Source organism: Bradyrhizobium sp. RDI18, assembly GCF_043203335.1.
Classification (GTDB): domain Bacteria; phylum Pseudomonadota; class Alphaproteobacteria; order Rhizobiales; family Xanthobacteraceae; genus Bradyrhizobium; species Bradyrhizobium retamae.
In genome coordinates this window covers 25620-46560 of record NZ_JBICRN010000007.1, presented here as the reverse complement: position 1 = coordinate 46560, position 20941 = coordinate 25620, and the positions used below count along the sequence as shown (strand labels likewise).

Sequence of the window (20941 nt, the reverse complement as noted above, 5' to 3'; positions counted from 1 at the left end):
AGAATGCACGTTCAAGCCAGGAGAGATCCGATGTGCGCGGGTGACGACAAGAACTGTCCGGAATTCGAATTGCATCATCGCAAGTTCAAGGAAACGCTCGATCGGGAACGCCGGTCGTTCTTGAGGTCCAGCTTCGCCGCGGCCGGAGGCGCGGCGGCGATGACCGCGGGCGGCATTTCTCTTGTGACGCCGCAGATGGCGGCTGCCGCCCAGAGGAACCAACCAGCCAAGCGGTCCTATCACCATTTGCCTGCGAACGCCGACACAGTGCATTGGGGCTATTTCAGCAAGAAGTTGAAACCGCAGGTCGAGATCGATTCCGGCGACCTCATCACCATTGAGGCATTAACCCACCATGCCAACGACGACGCCGAGCGCATGGTGAAGGGCGATCCCGGCGCCGAGAGCGTGTTCCTGTGGACCAAGGAGAAGAAGGGCGTCAACCGACGCGGCGCAGGACCGATGGATGCGTCGCTGTTCGGGCGTGGTGCAGGTGAAGGCCTTGGCGTACACATCTGCACTGGCCCGGTCTACGTACGCGGCGCCCAGGAAGGTGATGTGATCGAGTTGCGCATAATCGACGTCGCGCCCCGGCCTTGCGCCAATCCGCAGTATCCCGGGAAGGCTTTCGGCAGCAACGCGGCCGCATGGTGGGGTTTCCACTACAAGGACTTGTTGACCGAGCCTAAACCGCGCGAAGTGATCACGATCTACGAGGTTGACGCGTCTGGCGAGCGCAACTGGGCGAAGGCCGTGTACAATTTCCGATGGACTCCACAGACCGATCCTTCGGGGGTGGTGCACAAAACCATCGACTATCCCGGCGTTCCAGTCGATCACTCCACGATCAAGGAGAACCACGGCATCCTGAAGAATGTGCGCATTCCGATACGTCCGCATTTCGGCGTTATCGGCCTGGCGCCAAAAGAAGCCGATATCGTCGACTCAATTCCGCCAAGCTATACCGGCGGCAACATCGACAATTGGCGGATCGGCAAGGGCGCCACGATGTATTATCCGGTCGCGGTCGAAGGCGGCCTGCTGTCTGCTGGCGACCCGCACGCTTCGCAGGGAGATTCCGAGCTGTGCGGCACGGCCATCGAAAGCTCGCTGAATGGCACCTTCCAGATCATTCTGCACAAGAAAGCCGATCTCGTTGGGACGGCTCTCGAGGCTCTCGACTATCCGATGCTGGAAACCAGGGATGAGTGGCTGGTGCACGGCTTCAGCTTCGCCAATTATCTCAGCGAATTGGGAGACAAGGCGCAATCGGACATTTACTCGAAATCGTCCGTTGACCTTGCTTTGCGCGATGCGTTTCGGAAGATGCGCAAATTTTTGATGACAACCAAGAAGCTGACCGAGGATGAGGCGATCTCTTTGATTACGATTGGCGTCGACTTCGGCATCACCCAAGTGGTAGATGGAAATTGGGGCGTTCACGCGGTTATCAAGAAGGATATCTTCGCTGGCGGCGAGGCCTGATCAGTAACACTGACACGGGCGGCTTTGGGAGCTGGCCGCTTCGCGCTGCATCTCGGGGCAACCGCGCTAGGTTCGCTTCGGTCAGTCGCTATAAGGTGTTTGCCGCCAGGCCATAGGCGAAGTCCGCTTCGGACAGCGGCCCGTTCCAATGTAACCCCTGACGCGTGCTTCTCGTGCTCCGTAACTCGGCCGAGGAGTATGGTCATGCAGGATCTTAACCTCCTCAGGGAGAATTTTGCGCGCCATTATTTGGCGCGTTGGTGCTAGGCCACGTACTGACTCTTGTTTATGTTGGCGACGGCGGATCGGTCCGGGAGTTGCCGATGCACTTCGAGAGTGACCTCAACCCTGTGAAGGTTGGCGTCCAGATGATGAAGTGCGCTCAGATAGGCTAAAATCGCATCTTAGGGACGAGACAGGGGAGCCCTGATCTCCGGCCAAGTCCTCCGAGTCAATCGCGTTACTTGGCCATCGGCCGACCACTTCCGGTCTTTCCTTGTAAACGGACTTCGTCGGAGCCAGTGAGCATGTCTCAATAGAGCCATTAAGAGACAACGCCTTGGCAGTCATATGACCCAGGGGACACATCTTGCATGCATGTTAATCCAGCTGGACTTTCGTCCACTCGGAGCGCTTGAGCGACAGGGACACCAGGCTTGACCCAAACTACCTCGTGGCCGCCTCCGTCGGGGTCAGTGAAGTTAAGAAGGAGGAGCGAGCCCATGTCTGTAACGGCTCCATCGCTTACGCCCTCGGCAACGAGGCGACGCCGTACTTCCCGGAACGCCTCCTCGCTTGCGGCATTGAGCGCAAAGTGGTCGAGACGCCCGCGCTTGAACATGGGCTGGTGGCCAGGAGGTTCAATTCCAGGGACCTGAAATGGGTGCAGGACATTGTGCGGACCCACTTCGATGAAGGCGTGGCGCAGCCCCTCCTCCTCGAGATCGACCGTGACGCGCGCTCCGAAGATACGTTCGTAGAAACAGATCAATCGGTTCATGTCGGCGGTGATAAACGTCAGGTGATGTATGTCGTTGAGCAACTGCATGTCTACCTGCGGCTTCGCTAACAATGAGCGACGACGCGCGCCTGCTCATTATTGAAGTGCCATCCAACCAGCGGGATTTAGCTCATGCAATGGATTTGGTGTTTTTCGTCCTCCTTGGCGGGCGAACCCGAACAATACGCCGCCGTGCTTGAACGGGCGCGCTTCAGGCTCGTGAACGATATCGACGGGGTCAGATGTCACTATTCTGGAAGCTGTGCCTGTCTGAGAGCTCAACCTGAGCCTTGGTGTCAGCTCGGGGTCATTCGCATCGGTTTGGCCGGACACGGCGACTTCCGGTCTACACCGGTGAACGGACATTCTCAGGATAGGCGGGTATGTCTCAAAGGTGCCAACAGCGGACATCGTCGCCTCAATCGATACGTCGTCGGCAGAGTCGCGACAGTTAGCGCCATTCGATCCCGTATACGTCAACAGGCTGCAGGAAGCCTTTGAGATGGCACGGACCAATGTTTGTGACATGCAAGCGATCCCGGATGCGATCCTGAACGGCACTTGACACAAGAATGGCATCGGGCTCGGCCAACTGACACAAACGAGCAGCCAGTTGAACGGTCGCACCAAAAAGGTCGTTGCTGTCCGCAATCGGCTCTCCGACGTCAATACCAATTCGCACCTGAAGCTTCTCCTTGCTTGCCAGATTGAAGGCTTCAAACGCTTGCTGGATGGAGCGGGCGCATTGCACGGAGGCGGCCGCGTCGGCGAAGGATGCCATGATGCCGTCGCCAGTGTGCTTCACCACATGCCCACCCTTGTCCTTCAATGCGCGGCGAACCAGCGCGTCATGTGCCCGAACCATCTCTACAGATCGAGCATCGCCAAGACGCTCTGTCATGCTGGTAGAGCCAACGATGTCGGTGAACATAATGGCCCGCAGGGCCGAATCGATTGTGACGTTGTTTGCCTCGCCGCTCGGTTCCGGATCAGACACTCTCCCCAGAAATGCCTGGACGGCTGAGAGGTCCACTTCGATCACGTCTTTCGCCACCTCGCCGTGAGCTTCGTCATGAACCCGCATCGCAGTTTGGATATCCGGTGCGTCAATGAGACAGAAGCCCGTGCCGCGCGATTCATCAAACCAATACGTCAAGAAACGAACTCCGTATTGATCTTGCACTTCCAGGTCTTTTCGATGCGCCTCGGCGATATCGGAAGCTGTCAGGCCCGAGAGATCGTGTCGGTCGAGGAAAATTGGCACTGGTGTTGCTCCACCGTTTCTTCTGACGGACTCGATTGAAATCTGCACCAAGCATGGCGTTTCGCCGAAAGCGACATTTAACGTAACAGCTTGGTAAAGCTTTGGAAGTGCAGTAAGCTCGAGCCGGGTGTAATTCCTGTGCCCTGATGTCCGCTGGGGGTCAATCGCGTCGGTTTGACTGCGCACCGCCGACTTTCCCTCTACCCCCGTCAACGGACATCGTGAGGCGCGGCCCGGGAAGCAGCGACGCCGCTTAGCTATCGGTAGGCTGAGGACCGGCGTAACCTTCGACGATAGCCAAATCCATGACCGACTTGCCCTGTCTGAGGGCCATAGCAGTTGCGTACTCGGGCGACCGGTAGCATTCAAGCGCAGCAGTGTAGTTTGGAAACTCGATTACGACTGCCCGTGAGCGAGGCTTTCCCTCAGGAGCCTCCGACTTTCCTCCGCGGGTCAGAAAGCGCCTCCCGTATTTGCGGAACGCCTTCGCGTTTTCGGCGATGTACGCTTTGTATCCTTCGGGGTCATTTACATCCGCGAATGCAACCCAGTAGCCCTTGGTCATTATAGTTCTCCCAATTGTGCGATGTAGCTTAACCCAAGGCGGCCCATGTCCGAAGTGGGTCAGACTCGGAAGTCAGGCGACGCAATCGCGACTTCCGCTCATCTCCCAACAACAGACATTCCTGCATCCGGTTGTGACGTCCGCGATAACCGGACCTTTGCTTGTTCACTCAATTACCTTATCGGCACTCGCGACGAGCGCAGGAGGTACGGAAAGCCCCAGCTGCTTGGCTGTCTTGAGGTTGATGGACAACTCGAATTTGGTTACCTGGTAGAACGGGATGTCACCGGGCTTTGCTCCCCGGAGAATTGCGGCGATAGTGTCGGCGACGCGCTTATACAATTCGATCAGGTCGAAGGAGTAGGCCATTAAGCCCCCGGCCTCGACGGGGGCAGGATGCGTAAAAATCGCCGGAAGCTTCGCGTCGCCGACCAACTTAGCGATCAACGTGCTGTTTTGATCGACCTCAGGCGAATCGACGACCATGACTGCATTTGCACCGTCGCGGGAGAAGCTCTCGATCGCCGCCCGATAGTCTGCTTCGCTGGCACCAAATTCCACTAACGACACCGCGAGAGGGAGGCCTGCCGTTTCGGCCGCTGCGCGGATTGCGGGACCTGAGACTGGCCCATTCCATGACAATCGAAGAGCGAGACAGCCAAGTTTCGACATCGTCGGAATTATCTCGCGCAACAGTGCAATCCGTTTTCCATGAATGGATGGACCGGCGTCGATGCTAACTCCCGTGAAATTGCCGCCCGGGTGAGCCAGACTTTCGGCGATCCCTGACATAACGGGGTCGCCAGTTATCACGACAATCGGTATACGCGATGTCAGCTTTTTGAAAATCAATGCGCCAGGGCCAACGACGAAGATAACATCCGGGTTGCTGCGAACGATTTCCGTCGCCAGGGCTTCAGGTCCAGCCGTGTTTTGCTCTCGGCCGTAACGTTCGACCTTGAGGTTTTGTCCGTCGATCTGCCCCAACCGCCGAAGTTCAGCGAATAGAGCTGGGAAACTCTGCTTTCGCTATGCTCATGCAAGTCCGCGCTCGGCTGTGATGGGCTGAAGATAGCAAGACGCTTGCGATTGGTGCTCTGCTGTGCCGCCGCCGCGAGCGGCCATACGACCGCCGCACCGCCAAGAAGACTGATGAAATCGCGCCGTCTCATGCAGCCCTCCAAGGATGCTCAGGACCACGCTAAATCCAGGTCGAAGCGTACCACATCTCGGCATGAGAGTCCGGGGGTGTTGGAGGCGCAAGATGTCGAGTGCGGCGATCCGCTATCTGCATTGCGCCATGACCGCGAAGGCTCAACTCCCGACTCATGCACTGCAGCAAACTACGCCCTCATTGGATCACGCGTCGACGCAGCTAACGCATGCGACGCGAGGTGGAGCGCTGTCAGAGACTCCACATTACGAAGCCTCCGGGCCGAGTTTGGCTTCGAGATTGGATTGCTGCCGCACTCGCCGCGGGCAAGCACTCGCCGTGCTGCCAAGGAATGAGATGAATTCCTTTCGTCACATGCGCCCTCCCCTCGAGGACCGCGCCTGTGGCATAGAGGCTTAGCAGCTTGGTGGTTGGCCGCCAGGGGTTGTAGCTTTCGGTAACTCTTAGCTGGGCGAGCAACCTCGGGTTCCCGTCACCGCCTGCCGGCTCCCGGTCCGCAGGCTGAGACAAGCTGCAGCATTGCTGCTAGATTTGAGCAATGAGCATCTCCCTCCACCCGGACACGCCACGGGGTCGGACGCTAGCGGGATCGCCGGTAGCGAGCGCGGGGTTGGCAGCGGTATCATCCGACGCACGGCAGCGGTATCATCCGACGCACGGAACCGCGGCGGGCTCTTCATCAAGTACGTTGCGCTGTTTGTTGCCGTGGTTGGCGTCGCGCTGCTAGCCAACGGAAGCTTCGAGTTTTTCTTCTATTACCGCGAGCACAAGGCCTCTCTGATCCGGATTCAGCAGGAACAGGCGGTGGCTGCGGCGGCCAAGATCAGCCGGTTCATCAAGGAAATCGAGAGCCAGCTCGGATGGACCACCCAATTACCGTGGTCGGCGGATTCAATCGAACAACGCCGCTTTGACGCGCTGCGATTGCAGCGTCAGGTGCCGGCGATCACCGAACTCGCGCTGGTGGATTCTGCCGGCAAGGAGCGGCTGCGCGTCTCGCGCTTGGCCATGAATGTGATCGACAGTGGCCTTGACCTTTCAAAGGAGCCGAAATTCACCGAGGCCGTCGCCCACAAGGTCTACTACGGGCCGGTCTACTTCCGCAGGGAATCCGAGCCCTATATGACGTTGGCGGTGGCCGGCACCCGTAAGGACGCCGGCGTCAGCATCGCCGAGGTCAACTTGAAGCTGATCTGGGACGTGGTGTCCCAGATCAAGGTTGGCGAGCACGGCCGCGCTTATGTCGTTGCCGCTCAGGGCCGGCTGATTGCGCATCCCGACATCAGCCTTGTGCTGCGCAACACCGACATGTCCAAGCTCGCGCAGGTGCAGGCGGCGCAAGCTGGGCAGGCGGGCGGCACAGCCGACGAGCTGCAGGGCGCCCGCAACATCCAGGGGCAAGAGGTGTTGACCGCATCGGCGCCGATCTTACCGCTCGGTTGGACCATGTTTGTCGAACTGCCGGTCGAGGAAGCCTATGCCCCGCTCTACACCGCCTTGCAGCGGCTAGCGTTCGTGCTGCTTGCGGCATCAGTGTTTGCTGTGCTTGCGGGAATCCTGCTGGCGCGACGCATGGTCGGCCCGATCCAGGCGCTGCGCGCGGGCGCCGCACGCATCGGCGCCGGCGATCTCGGCCAGCGCATCTCAATCAAGACTGGCGACGAACTGGAGAGCCTCGCTGACCAGTTCAACGAAATGGGCGCGCGGCTGCAGGAATCTTATGCCGACCTGGAAAACAAGGTCGAGCAGCGGACCGCAGAATTGCGGGAGTCCCTGCAGCAGCAGACGGCGACCGCGGAAGTGCTCAAGGTAATCAGCCGGTCGGCCTTTGACCTGCAGACGGTGCTCGATACGCTGGTCGAATCTGCCGTACGGCTGTGCGAAGCCGATTCCGCGCTTATCTCCAGCCTTGAGGGAGAAGCTTATCGGGTGGTAGCGTCCTTTTCCTTTGCGCCCGAATACAACGCGCTCATTCGAGGTCGCGTTTTGCCCGTTGGGCGTGGGAGCGTGACCGGACGGGTTGCATCTGACGGACAGGTCGTCCACATCGCCGACATCGCTTCCGACGAGGAATACTCCATAACCGAGACGGTGACGCTGGAAAAAACTCGCACCATGCTCGGCGTGCCTCTACTGCGCGAGGGGGTCGTGGTCGGTACGATCAATCTCGGACGTCAGCGGGTGCAACCCTTTACTGACAGGCAGATCGAGCTGGTTCGGACTTTCGCCGACCAGGCCGTGATCGCGATCGAGAATGTTCGGCTGCTCGATGAGCTTCAGGCGCGAACGGAGGAGCTCGGGCGCTCGGTCCAGGAGCTGAAAGCGCTCGGCGACGTCACGCAGGCGGTGAACTCGACGCTCGATCTCGAAACCGTGCTTGCGACCATCGTCGCCAAGGCGGTGCAGCTCTCGGGTACCGATGCCGGCGCTATCTACGTGTTCGACGAGGCGCAACAGCAATTCCGGCTGAGCGCCACCTACGGAATGGACGAGGCGCTGATTGCAGCGATCCGCGACCAACGGATCGGCGCCGGTGAGAGGCTGATGCAGCAGGCCGTTTCGGTTCGCGGACCCCTGCAGGTCCCCGACCTGCGTCAGGAGCCCTCCTCGCCGGCGCTGGAGCTCCTCCTGCAAGCCGGCTATCGATCGCTGCTGGCTGTGCCGTTGTTCAGCCGCGACACCATCGTCGGCGCCCTGGTGGTACGGCGGCGCGACACCGGTACGTTCGCGGCTGGCAAGATCGACCTCCTGCAGACCTTCGCGGCCCAATCGGTGCTCGCGATCCAGAACGCCAGGCTGTTCCATGAGATCGAGGACAAGAGCCGGCAGCTCGAGATTGCGAGCAAGCACAAATCGCAGTTCCTCGCCAACATGAGTCACGAGCTGCGCACGCCACTCAATGCCATCCTCGGCTACACCGAGCTGATCCTGGACAACATCTATGGTGACATGCCCGACAAGATGCGAGCGGTGCTCGAGCGCGTTCAGAGCAACGGCAAGCACCTTCTTGGTCTGATCAACGACGTCCTTGATCTGTCCAAGATCGAGGCGGGTCAGCTCACCCTGTCGCTGACCGACTACTCACTTAGAGACATCGTACACGCCGTGGTCGTCGCGGTCGAATCGCTCGCGACCGAAAAGGATATGGCGCTCGATGTTGAAGTCGCCCCGGATCTGCCCATTGGCCGCGGCGATGAGCGTCGCCTCGCGCAGGTGCTGCTCAACCTTGTCGGCAATGCCATCAAGTTCACGGACCGGGGCTCGGTATCGATCAAGGCTTCGGCAGCGGATGGCACGTTTACGGTCGCCGTTCGTGATACCGGGCCCGGAATTTCAGCAGACCATCAAGCGAAGATCTTCGAGGAGTTTGCGCAGGCCGACACATCCTCGACCCGCAAGAAGGGCGGGACGGGGCTCGGCCTGTCGATTGCCAAGCGGATCATCGAACTGCACCACGGGCGGATTTGGGTGGACTCGGTCCCTGGCGAGGGCGCGACATTTTCCTTTGCGGTTCCGGTGCGAGTCGAGCAACAGGCGAGGCAACCATGACCAAGCGCATCCTGGTGATCGAAGATCAGGAGGACAACCGGCGAATCCTGCGGGATTTGCTTTCGAGCGTCGGCTACGAGCTGATCGAAGCCGAAAATGGCGAGGACGGCGTTGCGGCCGCCGCCGCGGAGCGGCCCGATCTCATCCTGATGGATATACAGCTGCCGCTTCTGGACGGCTACGAGGCGACACGTCGGATCAAGGCTCAATCGGCACTCTCCGCAATCCCCATTATCGCGGTGACCTCCTACGCCCTGAGCGGAGACGAGGACAAGGCGCGGGCTGCGGGCTGCGAGGGCTATGTCACCAAGCCCTTTAGTCCGCGTGAGCTGCTCGCCAAGATCCGGGAATACGTGCCCTAACGAGCCGAGCTCCGATGCACCATCCTCCCCGCATTCTAATCGTCGACGACAGCGAGGCGAACCGCGACATTCTCAGCGCACGGCTGGCGCCACACGGCTATGAGCTCATGCAAGCGGCCGACGGAGAGGAAGCGCTCGCTGCCGCGAGAGAAAGGGCCCCGGATCTGATCCTGCTCGACGTCATGATGCCCAAGATCGACGGCATCGAGGTCTGCCGCCGGCTCAAGCAGGATGCCGAGCTGCCGTTCATGCCCATCATTCTGGTGACGGCCAGGGCCGATACCAGGGATGTCGTCACAGGGCTCGAGGCCGGGGCCGACGAATATCTGACCAAGCCGATCGATCAGTCCGCGCTGGTAGCGCGTGTGAAGTCGGTCCTGCGCCTCAAGGAACTTCATGACAAGGTGCAGGGGCAGGCGCACGAACTCGCCGACTGGAACCGCACGCTCGAGCAGCGCGTCACGGAGCAAGTCGCCGAGATCGAACGCATGGGCCGGCTCAAGAGCTTCCTGGCGCCGCAGATTGCCGAGATCGTTCTGTCCTCGGGCGAAGAGCTCTTGGACAGCCACCGCCGAGATGTGACCGTGTTGTTCTGTGATCTGCGGGGGTTCACGGCCTTTGCGGAGACGGCCGAGCCGGAGGAGGTAATAGCGGTTCTGCGCGAGTACCACGCGGACCTCGGTGGGCTCATCCACGAGTTCGAAGGCACGCTGCACCGCTTTGCCGGCGATGGCATCATGGTCTTGTTCAATGATCCGCTGCCGTGTGTCGATCCTGCGCTTCGCGCCGTTCGGCTCGCCGTCGCGATGCGCGACCACGCTGCCGCGCTTGCAGCCAACTGGCGCAAGTTAGGTCACGAACTCGGGTTCGGGGTAGGCATCGCCCACGGCTACGCCACGCTCGGCCGCATCGGTTGCGAGGGCCGGTACGACTATTCGGCCACCGGCTCGGTCGTCAATCTCGCCGCGCGACTGTGCGCCGAGGCGAAAAATGGACAGATCCTGATCGACAGCAAGGTGTTCGCGGCGATCGAGGAGCTTGCAGAGACCGAGCCCGTCGGCGGGCTCGTGCTCAAGGGCTTTCACCGTCCGATCCAAGCCTTCAATGTGAATGTGTGCGCACTTCAGCCGTAACGAAATCCAAGACTTTGTCGATTGAATCTCCAGACCGGTCGCAATTGTGTCGCTACGCCGATCTGAATCCCCATAGCCTATGCCGCGCCACTTTCATGCTCCGGTGGTTCCTTTGGAGGCTTGCGGACGCCGGCGCCGTGTGGCGGCACCACCGTCATGGGGCCGGCATCCGCAAACCTTCACAAACCCGGAAGTGCCGAACTCATTCGATCACCTCGTCGGCGCGGACGAGTAATGAGGGCGGCATGGTGAGGCCGAGCGCTTTGGCCGTCTTCATATTGATGATTAACTCGAATTTGGTTGGCTGCTGTACCGGTAGATCGGCAGGCTTGGCGCCCTTGAGGATCTTATCGACGTAGCCGGCTGCACGACGGAACAGATCGGATATATCGGGGCCGTAGACCGACAATCCGCCGCCTTTGGCGGAGTGTCGGAAGAAGTAGTTTGCCGGCAGATGATACTTCGCCGCGAGCGCGATAACTCGCGGAGCCTCGACCCAGGTCAGAACATCGCCAACATCAACTATGGCATCGACGTGCTGAGCGGCGGCCGAGGCAAAGGCGACGTCGAGTTCCTCGGCCGTGGTGGCCTCAACTATCGGCAGAGCCATGCTCAGCTTGCGGGCTGTGCGGGACAGGTACTCCTCGGCTAATGTCAGCCTGTGCATTGGATTGCCCGGATTGACCAGGAGCGCAATTTTCGAGGCGCCAGGAACCAGTTCCCGGAGGATTTCTATACGTTTCCCGAGGAAGTCTTCAGGTACGACGGTCGTAAGACCCGTTATATTGCCACCTGGTCGCGATAGACTTTGCACGAGGCCGAGCCCAACGGGATCGCCGACCGCCACGAACACAATCGGAATGGTGGCAGTTGCCGATTTCAGGGCTGCGGTTGCCTGCGGTCCCGCGACGATGAGCGCATCGGGGCTGAGAGCAATCAGGTCGGCGACTGAAGCTGGCAGTCGATCCGGGGGTTGGGAAAAACGATACTCGATAATCAGGTTTCTTCCGTCTATCCAGCCGTAGTTTTGCAGTCCATCAAACAACGCACGCTCGGTTTGATTGATGGCCTGCCCGCTCCCATCACCTACAGCAAGAAAGCCAAGCCGACGGCGTGTCTCCTGCGCCCACGAACGCCGTGGCGAAACGAGCAGCGCCGCAGCAGATGCTATGAACTCCCGCCGCTTCATTCAATCCTCATCGCAGCTTGAGGAGACGCGGGTGAGAGTATCAGGTTTCGATGGTCGTCGCACTCAGTGCGCGTGTAGATGCTGCGTCGCAAACGCGGCGCTTGGCGCATAACAGCTATGGGTCCATTTCCGGACCTTGGCGGATGGGTAGGCGACGTCCGCTTAACACCGACGAACAGACATCATTGAGCGCGAACATCAGGTCGGAAAAGTGCCGCCGGATGCGGACTCATGCGTTGCAGTAATCACCCGCTTCATTCAATCACTTCGTCGGCGCGGCCGAGTAATGAAGGCGGTACCGTGAGCCCGAGGACCTTGGCGGTTTTGAGATTGATAACAAGTTCGAATTTCACAGGTTGCTCGATAGGCAAATCTGCCGGCTTCTCCCCGTTCAAGACCTTTTGCACATAGCCCGCCAGACGTTTGGCCTCAAAAATCCGACTCGGCCCGTAGGACAGCAACGCACCGCTGTCTGCGAATTCCCGCCACGACGTAATCACCGGAAGACGACGCTCTTGGCCGTGTTGTGCGATTTTAGCGGCAACAATGCCAGTAAGGCGCGACGAGATGACGAGCAGGCCATCGGCGCCACTTGCACCCACCCCCTGCAGCGCTGCATCGAGATCGGCGATCTTGTTTATCGGGTGCGTCGTTAGCTCAAGGCCAAGCGATTCGGCTCCGCGCCGTGCAAAAGTCACTTCGTCATCGAAATGCTGCGGATTGAATATCACCGCAACCTTCCTGACGTTGGGCGCCACTTCCTTGAGCAGTTCCATCCGCTTCGCTGCCATTTCATCCGTAAGAAACGTGATCCCAGTGAAGCTCTTGCTTGGTCGAGCAAGAGACACGGCAATTCCCGACCGGATAGGGCTATCACTAACGCCACCGACGATGGGTATGCTACCTTTACTTGCCTCAAACAGTGGCTTGATAACATCGCCGCCAACAGCGAGCAGGAGGTTCGGCCTTTGCGCGACCAGTTCGGTGGCCAATTCCGCAAGTCGATCCGGCATACCGTTGGCATAGCGGAAGACGATTTCGATGTTGCGGCCATCGAGAAGTCCGGCCTGTGCGAGTGCGTCCTTCAACGACTGATCGACTGGTCCCAATTTCTTGGCGTCGCCAAATACTAACCACCCAATCCGAGGCAGCGATTTCTGCGCACGCACGGCAAGCGGCCAAGCTGCCACCATACCGCCAAGAACTACTACGAACTCGCGCCGCTGCATCCGGACACGCTCATTTAGTTCATCTCAAAATCTAATCTAACACCTTGCGAATGAGCGGCGAACCAAAAATGGCAAGCAAACGGCATCAAACGGTATCAGGGCTTGATGTCTCAGATGGGTCAAAGTGCCGTTTTGACGCTCTGCCAGCCACTTCCCGGTCGGCCCCTAACAGCGGACCTCGTCAACCGGCCCGGTTGGTCCGCTGAGTGCCAACACCGGACCTTTGCCTGTTCACTCAATTACCTTATCGGCACTCACGAGGAGCCCAGGAGGTACGGAAAGCCCCAGCTGCTTGGCTGTCTTGAGGTTGATGGACAACTCGAATTTGGTTACTTGGTAGAACGGGATGTCGCCGGGCTTTGCTCCTCGGAGAATTGCGTCGATGTTATTGGCGGCGCGCTTATGCACCTCGATCAGATCGAAGGAATAGGCCATTAAGCCGCCGGCTTCGACGGGTTCAACATTCGTAAAAATCGCCGGAAGCTTCGCTTCGCCGACCAACCTAGCGATCAAAAGGCCCTTTTGATGGGTCTCGGGCGAATCGACGACCATGACTGCATTTGCACCGTCGCGGGAGATGCTCTCGATCGCCGCCCGATAGTCTGCTTCGCTGGGAGCAAATTCCAGTAAAGATACCGCGAGAGGGAGGCCTGCCATTTCGGCAGCTGCGCGGAGCGCCGGAGCTAAGCTCGGCCCATTCCATTGGAATCGAAGAGCGAGACAGCCAAGTTTCGACATCGTCGGAACCATCTCGCGCAACAGTGCAATCCGTTTTCCATGAATGGACAGACCGGCGTCGATGCTGGCTCCCGTGAAATTGCCGCCCGGGTGAGCCAGACTTTCGGCGATCCCTTGCTTAACGGGATCGGTAGTAATCGCTACAATCGGAATACGCGATGTTAGCTTTTTGAAGATGACTGCGCCAGGACCAACCACGTGGACGACATCCGGGTTGCTCCGGACGATTTCCGTCGCCAGCGCTTCGGGGCCGGACGCATTTTGCTCTCGGCCGTAACTTTCGACCTTGAGGTTGTGTCCCTCGATCCATCCCAACCGCCGAAGGTCGGCGAAAAAGGCTCGGTACTTTTTGCTTTCGCTATGCTCATGCAAGTCCGCGCTTGGCTCTGATGGGCTGAAGATAGCAAGACGCTTGCTATTGGCGCTCTGCTGTGCCGCCGCAACGAGCGGCCACGCGATCGCCGCACGGCCAAGAAGACTGATGAAATCGCGCCGTCTCATGCAGCCCTCCAAGGAGGCTCAGGACCACGCTAAATCCAAGTTGAAGCATACCACATCGCAGCATGGGAGTCCGGGGAGTTGGAGGCGCAAGATGTCGAGCGCGGCAGCTCGCCATTCTGCGTTGCGCCATGACCGCTAAGGGTCAATCGCGTCGGTTTGGCGATTTCCGAGCCACTTCCGCTTTACCCTCATAGCCGACGTTCGCTGCGAGGATCGGCAGGTCCGAAAGGTGTGCCAAAACCGGAAGTGACAAGCCTTATTCGATCACCTCGTCAGCACCGGCGAGAACGGACGCCGGAATCTCGATACCGAGCAGTTTCGCTGTCTTGAGATTAATGAGAAGCAGGAATTTGGTGGGCTGCTCAATAGGAAGCTCGGCCGGTTTAGCGCCTTTGAGAATTCGATCGACATAGTAGGCGCCGCGCCGCGCCAAGGCCGCGTAGTCAGGGCCGAAAGAAAGTAATCCACCGGCTTCCACCCTCTCTCGGGAGCCCGCCAAGTAGATCGACGGCAGCCTAGCTTGCGCCGCAAGTTCGGACACGCGGCTCGTTGGGGAGTTCAGCATCGGGTCACCCGCTATGTATAAAGCTTCCGCCCCTCGGGCTTTAGCGGCGGCAATTGCGCCAGGAATTTCCTCAGCTTCGCGCATCTCGATAATGTCGAGCTGAAAGCCGAGCTGGTCGGCCGCAGGTAGGTGTTCTCTTGGGAAAGTCAGCCGATGGATGTCGTTTGAAGGATTGATGAAAGCTGCCACGCGCTTCGCTTGTGGCAAGAGTTCCCGAAGAAAGCCAAGGGCCTTCCCGCCGAAACCGCCCGGAACCAGCGTGGCGACACCAGTCAGATTTCCGCCAGGGCGAGCCAGGCTTGACGCAAGTCCCAAACCGACCGGATCGGCGACGAAGAGCATCACAATTGGTATCTCGGAGGTCGCGTTCTTAGCGGCGCGCACGGGCTGAGGAGCGAAGGCGACCAAGAGATCGGGTTTCGATCGCACAAGATCGGCGGCAAGCGCCGGTAGCTGATCGAAGCGACCACCCGCACCCTTACGCTCGATAACGATGGTGCTACCCTCGACCCAGCCGAGCTTACGAAGCTCGTCCAAAAAAGCGTCATTAATGTTGCCGCTGCACGAGTGGGTGCACAGCATTCCGAAACGCGGCACCCTCGGCGCTGCTTGGGTTTCGGCAGCCGACGCGAAAACAAGCAGCACAACTCGAAGGATCAGAACCGTGGCGGCAGATCGTCTCATTCGATCACCGTGTCTTCGTACAGGAAGATCCCGCGCTCGCGAGGCCGTGCGCCTTGGCCCCGAGAAGTCTAAATTATAGCAGCTTCAGGCCCACCGGCGGATCACAATTGTCCGTGCTGGATAATCTACGGACCTGATGACCCGAAATGCAACTTTCGCTCTTCCCCCGAAAGCGGACTCAAGTCGGTCATTGGGCCATGCCCGAGACGTGCCAATTTCAGACTCGTGCGCCGCGACGAAGAGCCCCTATTCGATCACACGGTCCGCTCGCGCGACAAGGACGGGTGGAAGATCGAGGCCAATTGCTTTCGCGGTTTTAAGGTTGACGATCAGTTCAAATCGGCGAGGCCGCTGGATCGGCAGGTCGCCCGGACTAGAACCCCGCAAAATTTTGTCGACCGAAGCGACCGCATTCTGCACAAGCTCTCGATTTGTGGGTCCGTAAAACAGAAGGGGATAGAGTGGCGCGGCGAAGCGTGTCCAAACATCAACATCGGCGATAGTGGGCAGGCCTTTGCCCACGGCAAACTGCATCACGACCGACCTCGCCTTCTCGGAAAAAAAGAGGTCAGCAGTAGGCCGCCTGGTTTCAATTCGTCGATCTCGGCGAGCGCAGCCTGTGGCTGATCGGAGTTCGCGACCTCGACGATGTGAAGCTCCAGGTTAAGCGAGCGTGCGGCGCTATTGAGCTCAGCGTAGGCTGGCTCGATCTCCTCTTTAGGAAACGCGGGTATGACGTAACTCCACAAGGCGGCGACTCGTTTGATGTCCGGCTTGGCCTCGCGGAGCAGTTGCAACATCTTGCCCCAGACCCCCGTCTCCGTATAGATCGCGTTGCCTGTGACATTCCTTCCGGGCTTGGCGAGGCTGTCAGCCGCGCCAGCCTCGACCGGGTATCCAGAACCCAGCATCACAATAGGAATTGACCCCGTTGCGCGTTGCAGAGCGAGCGCGTAGGCGGTTGTGGTAGTGAAAACGAGGTCAGGCTTGTTCTCTACCACGCGCTGTGCGGCTTCATCTAATGAGCCGCGGCTTCCCAGCTCTTTCCCTGACTGCATAATGACGAAGTCCTGCCCCTCGATCCAGCCGAGGACGCGCATTTCTGCCCGCCAGGCTTCGAGCGTTGCCGGGTGGAGATCTGGCAGGAAGGTGATCCGTCTGCGAGCTTTGTTGGTATTCTGCGCGTGAGCGACAAACGGGGCTGCGAAAGTTGCACCCGCGAAAAGCGCAATAACGTCTCGTCGCTTCATGCCTGCCTCCGAGGATCAGAATGCGGCAGAGTATCAACCTAGACCCGATACTTGGAAGACTTTGGGACCGGTCCAATATGATATCTTTGGGGTGCCCAATGTCTCAGTTGGGTCAATTGCGCCATTCTGACTGGGTGCCGACGACTTCCGGTCTACCCCGATAAGCAGACAATTTCAAAGTCCGTCCGCATGCCTCAAAGGTGCCAGGAACGGACTCAGGCACCGCAGGAATTGTCGTTGCTATTCGATCACCTCGTCGGCGCGGCCGAGCAGCGTAATTGGAATGTCGAGGCCGAGAGCGTTAGCGGTCTTGAGGTTGATACTCAGGGTAATGTCCGTCGCCTGCTCGACGGGAAGCTCCGCCGGACGCGCGCCTTTGAGGATGCGATCAACATAGCCCGCGGCGCGTTGCCATAGCTTGAAAAGGTTGGTCGAGTACGACATTAGTCCCCCTCGCCGGACCGAGTCGGTGAATGGATAGATCGCCGGCAAGCGCCGCTCTGCGGTGAGCGCGATCAGCCGGGGGATGAGGGGTAACAGAGATGGATCGTCGGTGACGATGAGGCCGTCGAGGCCCGTCTCTGCCAGAGCGGCGAAGCTGTTCTCGATGTCCGCCAGCCGCACCGAGAGCGCTGTCAGCTCGAGACCGAGCGCGGGTGCCGCTTTCTGCACAAGTTCGACTTGGTTAGCATTCGTCGGATTGTCAGGATTCCACAACACGGCGACACGATGCACCTTCGGTGCCGCCTCCTTCAGCAGTTCCAACCACTTGACGCCATATTCGCCGGAGAGCGGCGACAGCCCAGTGATGTTGCCGCCTGGTCGAGCAAGACTTGCCACAAGACCGGTTCTGACGGGATCTCCGCTAATGCAGACGATCGGCACCGTGGATGTTGCACGTTGCGCAGCCAGCGAAGTGGGCGTGCCTGGAGTCACGAGAACATCGACATTGAGCGTGAGAAGTTCGGCGATCAGCGCAGGTGCGCGCTCCGGTTTTCCGTCGGCGTAGCGTTCTTCTAAAACCAGGTTGCGCCCGACGACGTACCCCCGGTCCGCAAGTCCCTGACGGAATCCGGTCTGGGTATACACGTCCGTCCCGCGGGCGCCGCTCCAGACGTAGCCGATCCGTGGCACCGCTAGTTGCTGCGCGCGCGTTGCGAGTGGCCACGCTACCACCGCGCCGCCGAGAAGCGTGGCAAAATCGCGGCGATTCATTCGTCACCTCGCGGCGCGCCTTACCGCCACATTATGAACCCGTAACTCGGAATTTTGAATGGGTGAGTGGCTAAATAACCGTGAGTCCGAGATGGATCATTCGCGTCGGTTTGGCCGGACCACGGCGACTTCCGGTCAACCCCGGTGAACGGACATTCTCAGGATAGGCGGGCATGTCTCAAAGGTGCCCAACAGGGGACATTGAGCCGTTCCCGACAATCTAAGCTGCTGCTATAGTTCCGGCCGGCCGGAAAGTCCCGGCAAGCGTGGGTGGTCCGTCAATGCAGCCAGACACCCGGTACGCCAAGAGCGGCGACGTTCACATCGCCTATCAAGTGTTCGGCGAGGGTCCGCTCAACGTTGTTTTCGCTCCGCCGGGCTTTACCAACGTCGAGCACTGGTGGGACGAACCCGAGGTGAGTCGTTGGCTGCTGCGCCTGGCGCGCTACGGCCGGGTGGTGATGTTCGACAAGCGCGGCACGGGCCTATCGGATCGGGTCGCCGACTACCCGGGCCTAGACCAGCGCATGGACGACCTGCGTGCGGTTACGGACGCCGCCGGCATGGAACAGGCGGCGCTTCTCGGCATTTCAGAAGGCGGCACGATGTCGGCGCTGTTCGCCGCGACCTATCCCAGTCGCTGCCGCGCGCTGGTGCTCTGCAACGCCTATCCCGCATCAACATTTGCTCTGTCGACGCTGGCGCAGTCTCTCGACTATATCGAGCGTGACTGGGGCAGCGGCGGTAGCGTGGCAAGGTTTGCGCCCTCCCGCGTCAATGACTGCGCGTTCAAACGCTGGTGGGGCAAGAACGAGCGAGTGTCCAATAGCCCTGCTGGCGCCGCCGCGTACGCGCGCATGAACCGTCTGATTGACATCAGCGACATCGTCTCGACGATCCGGGTCCCGACCCTCGTCATCCATCGGACGGACGACAGGAACATCAGCGTCGAGGGCGGCCGGTTTCTGGCCACGCATACTCCAGGTGCTCGCTATCTCGAGTTCCCAGGGGTCGACCACATCCCCTTCGTCGGCGACAATGCCGACGACATCGCTGATGCGATCGAGGAGTTTCTGACCGGCTCGCTTGCGCCCGTCGCGGTCGACCGGGTGCTTGCCACGGTGCTCTTCACAGACATCGTTGGCTCGACCGAGAAAGCCGCCGCGCTCGGCGACCATCGTTGGCACAACCTCCTTGACACCCATCACACCGCGATACGGCGCACCCTCTCACGCTTCCGCGGCCACGAAATCAAGACGACCGGCGACGGCGTTCTTGCCACTTTCGACGGTCCGGCACGCGGCGTGCGCTGCGCTTGCGCCATCGCCGACGAAATCAGGCCGCTGGGCATTGAAGTCCGCGCCGGGCTTCATACCGGCGAGTGCGAAGTGATCGGCGATGATATCGGCGGCATTGCCGTTCACATCGGAGCGCGTGTGGCAGCGCTCGCCGGCGCGAGTGAGGTGTTGGTGTCGGGCACGGTCAAGGACCTAGTGGCGGGTTCCGGCTTGCGTTTTGGTGATCGCGGCAATCATTCGCTCAAGGGTGTCCCCGGAGATTGGCGCATCTTTGCAGTCGAACGGTGAATGCGCGGTTCTGACCAATTCGGATTGACACTCCTTGGCTTTTTCTCTCGCGCCAAATGTCTCTTGCGGGTCAATCGCGCAATTTTGGTCGCCGGCCGACCACTGCCGCTCTTCCCCCGATACTGTTGCAAAAGTCTTTTCGCGGGATGGGACTCAAATTCTCCGAGCCGTAGGCGCGGCGATTGAAAAAATGATGTGGGGGACCACGCCTCCATGCGCCAAACTCACAGGCGATTCCGGTAGCGGGTTTTAGGCCGCATTGATCGGCGACTATCGCTTGTTTCGTGCTTTGGCGGAAAATTAGCAGCAGCGCCTTCTGGGACTTTTGCAACACTATCCCCCCGGAAACGGACATCGTCAGGGTCGGTCCCCATGTCTCAAAGGTGCCAAAACCGGACTCATGCGCCACAGCAAGAAAACGCTATTCGATCACCTCATCCGCGCGCGTAAGCAGCGACGGAGGAATGGTGATGCCAAGCGTTTTGGCGGTCTTGAGATTCACGATTAGCTCAAACCGGGTCGGTTGCGCGACTGGCAAATCGGCCGGGCGTAAGCCCTTCAGTATCTTGTCCACGTATATGGCCACTTCCCGCCACTGGTCGGGATCAGAGGCGCCGTACGACATCAGACCCCCCGAAGAAGGAAACGAACCAACCATCGAGAACGAAGGCATCTGATGCTTCAGTGTGAGTTCGATGACATCCCTCCGTACCAAGGTTGGTTGAATAATAACTGCATCCACCTTGCTTTGGCTCATTCCCTCAAAATGACCCTCGGCATTCTCCGTTGGATGCATCATTACCCGATTGATCTCGATGCCAAGGGCCGGTGCTGCGAGCTCGATCTGACTGAGAAAGGGCTTGCTGAAGGGGTCCACCGTGTTCGCCAGAACTGCAACGCGGCGAGCGGCCGGCAACGTCTCACGAATGAGTTCGACGTTCTTAGCCATGACTTCTGCAGCGATGGCCGTATTTCCGGTGATGTTACCTTCAGGCCGTGCCAGGTTCTTCACAAGTCCGGTAGCAACCGCATCGCCGACTGCCGCCATGATGATGGGAATGCTGTTCGTGGCTTGCTTCGCCGCCATGGCAGATGGCGTTTGCCAAGCGACAATAACGTCGGCTTTGAGGCGAACCAATTCACTAGCCAAATCTCCAAGGGCTGCCGCATCGCCACCCGCGGATCGCAGCTCTAGGCGAAAACTCTGGCCTTCGATGTAGCCAATTTTTCCCAGCGCTTCTCGAAGAGCTTTCAAAAAGGGACCGGGATTAGGATTCCCCAAAACGAGTACGCCGATTGTCGGAACTTTGATTTGCTGCCCAAACGCAGCAAAGGGACATATTACGGCTCCGCCGAGGCTTAAGAGAAATTCACGCCGTTTCATCTTTGTCCCTGAGAGCAATGAAGCGCGGCTATTCATTTAATTGCCCGAAGCCCAACGTGGTTTCCGGT

The 20941-nt window shown here is 59.4% G+C and carries 17 protein-coding genes and 1 pseudogene; 6 read left to right on the top strand and 12 right to left on the bottom strand.

All coding sequences use genetic code 11. The features are described from left to right. The first annotated feature begins 30 nt into the window (after nt 1–30). Nucleotides 31–1485, top strand: a complete 1455-nt coding sequence (locus ACFXS9_RS08490) for an acetamidase/formamidase family protein (protein ID WP_392687443.1) — start codon at nt 31–33, stop codon at nt 1483–1485. A gap of 544 nt (nt 1486–2029) precedes the next feature. Here ACFXS9_RS08490 and ACFXS9_RS08485 read toward each other — a convergent pair. The 4 genes from ACFXS9_RS08485 to ACFXS9_RS08470 form a co-directional block, all read right to left on the bottom strand. After that, nucleotides 2030–2485, bottom strand: coding sequence for a VOC family protein (locus tag ACFXS9_RS08485; RefSeq protein ID WP_392687481.1), 456 nt, complete (start codon nt 2483–2485; stop codon nt 2030–2032). 451 nt (nt 2486–2936) lie between these two features. Then, nucleotides 2937–3749 (bottom strand): nickel-binding protein, encoded by an 813-nt coding sequence (locus tag ACFXS9_RS08480; protein WP_392687478.1) that lies wholly within the window; start codon nt 3747–3749, stop codon nt 2937–2939. Between the two features lie 253 nt (nt 3750–4002). Continuing rightward, on the bottom strand, nt 4003–4314 hold the full coding sequence (locus tag ACFXS9_RS08475; RefSeq protein WP_392687441.1) for a DUF1330 domain-containing protein: 312 nt from the start codon (nt 4312–4314) through the stop codon (nt 4003–4005). A 165-nt stretch (nt 4315–4479) separates the two neighbouring features. Next, entirely contained in the window at nt 4480–5301 is an 822-nt protein-coding gene (locus ACFXS9_RS08470; RefSeq protein ID WP_392687438.1) for an ABC transporter substrate-binding protein, read from the bottom strand. Nucleotides 5302–6026: 725 nt separating this feature from the next. On the opposite strand from ACFXS9_RS08470, the pseudogene ACFXS9_RS08465 reads away from it, so the two are divergent. The 4 genes and pseudogenes from ACFXS9_RS08465 to ACFXS9_RS08450 all read left to right on the top strand — a co-directional run. Beyond that, nucleotides 6027–7822, top strand: a pseudogene (locus ACFXS9_RS08465) (cache domain-containing protein); the annotation flags it as partial. A gap of 12 nt (nt 7823–7834) precedes the next feature. Further along, nucleotides 7835–9037 carry a sensor histidine kinase gene (locus tag ACFXS9_RS08460; RefSeq protein ID WP_392687475.1) on the top strand — a complete coding sequence of 401 codons (1203 nt, stop codon included), beginning with the start codon at nt 7835–7837 and terminating at the stop codon, nt 9035–9037. Beyond that, nucleotides 9034–9399, top strand: coding sequence for a response regulator (locus tag ACFXS9_RS08455; protein WP_392687435.1), 366 nt, complete (start codon nt 9034–9036; stop codon nt 9397–9399). The genes ACFXS9_RS08460 and ACFXS9_RS08455 overlap by 4 nt, the downstream gene beginning before the upstream one ends. Nucleotides 9400–9413: 14 nt before the next feature. Continuing rightward, a complete protein-coding gene (locus ACFXS9_RS08450; RefSeq protein WP_392687432.1) occupies nt 9414–10532 on the top strand; it encodes an adenylate/guanylate cyclase domain-containing protein in 1119 nt (372 codons plus the stop codon). Nucleotides 10533–10734: 202 nt separating this feature from the next. On the opposite strand, the gene ACFXS9_RS08445 is transcribed toward ACFXS9_RS08450, so the two are convergent. The 7 genes from ACFXS9_RS08445 to ACFXS9_RS08415 form a co-directional block, all read right to left on the bottom strand. After that, nucleotides 10735–11721: an ABC transporter substrate-binding protein gene (locus ACFXS9_RS08445; protein WP_392687429.1), complete on the bottom strand. Its 987-nt coding sequence runs from the start codon at nt 11719–11721 to the stop codon at nt 10735–10737. A gap of 254 nt (nt 11722–11975) precedes the next feature. Then, nucleotides 11976–12950: an ABC transporter substrate-binding protein gene (locus ACFXS9_RS08440; protein ID WP_392687426.1), complete on the bottom strand. Its 975-nt coding sequence runs from the start codon at nt 12948–12950 to the stop codon at nt 11976–11978. A 231-nt stretch (nt 12951–13181) separates the two neighbouring features. Then, nucleotides 13182–14189: an ABC transporter substrate-binding protein gene (locus ACFXS9_RS08435; RefSeq protein WP_392687423.1), complete on the bottom strand. Its 1008-nt coding sequence runs from the start codon at nt 14187–14189 to the stop codon at nt 13182–13184. Between the two features lie 256 nt (nt 14190–14445). After that, nucleotides 14446–15438, bottom strand: coding sequence for an ABC transporter substrate-binding protein (locus ACFXS9_RS08430; RefSeq protein ID WP_392687420.1), 993 nt, complete (start codon nt 15436–15438; stop codon nt 14446–14448). A 246-nt stretch (nt 15439–15684) separates the two neighbouring features. Further along, entirely contained in the window at nt 15685–15972 is a 288-nt protein-coding gene (locus tag ACFXS9_RS08425; protein WP_392687472.1) for an ABC transporter substrate binding protein, read from the bottom strand. After that, nucleotides 15972–16688 (bottom strand): ABC transporter substrate binding protein, encoded by a 717-nt coding sequence (locus tag ACFXS9_RS08420; RefSeq protein ID WP_392687417.1) that lies wholly within the window; start codon nt 16686–16688, stop codon nt 15972–15974. The genes ACFXS9_RS08425 and ACFXS9_RS08420 overlap by 1 nt, the downstream gene beginning before the upstream one ends. A 240-nt stretch (nt 16689–16928) precedes the next feature. Next, nucleotides 16929–17903, bottom strand: coding sequence for an ABC transporter substrate-binding protein (locus tag ACFXS9_RS08415; RefSeq protein ID WP_392687414.1), 975 nt, complete (start codon nt 17901–17903; stop codon nt 16929–16931). A gap of 281 nt (nt 17904–18184) precedes the next feature. Here ACFXS9_RS08415 and ACFXS9_RS08410 point away from each other — a divergent pair, with 281 nt between their 5' ends. Beyond that, the gene (locus ACFXS9_RS08410; RefSeq protein WP_392687411.1) at nt 18185–19489 is read left to right on the top strand and encodes an adenylate/guanylate cyclase domain-containing protein; all 1305 of its coding nucleotides are present in this window, start codon (nt 18185–18187) and stop codon (nt 19487–19489) included. Nucleotides 19490–19910: 421 nt separating this feature from the next. Here the strand turns inward: ACFXS9_RS08410 and ACFXS9_RS08405 are convergent, their stop codons facing one another. Next, nucleotides 19911–20873 (bottom strand): ABC transporter substrate-binding protein, encoded by a 963-nt coding sequence (locus ACFXS9_RS08405; RefSeq protein ID WP_334412024.1) that lies wholly within the window; start codon nt 20871–20873, stop codon nt 19911–19913. Between the last annotated feature and the right edge of the window lie 68 nt (nt 20874–20941).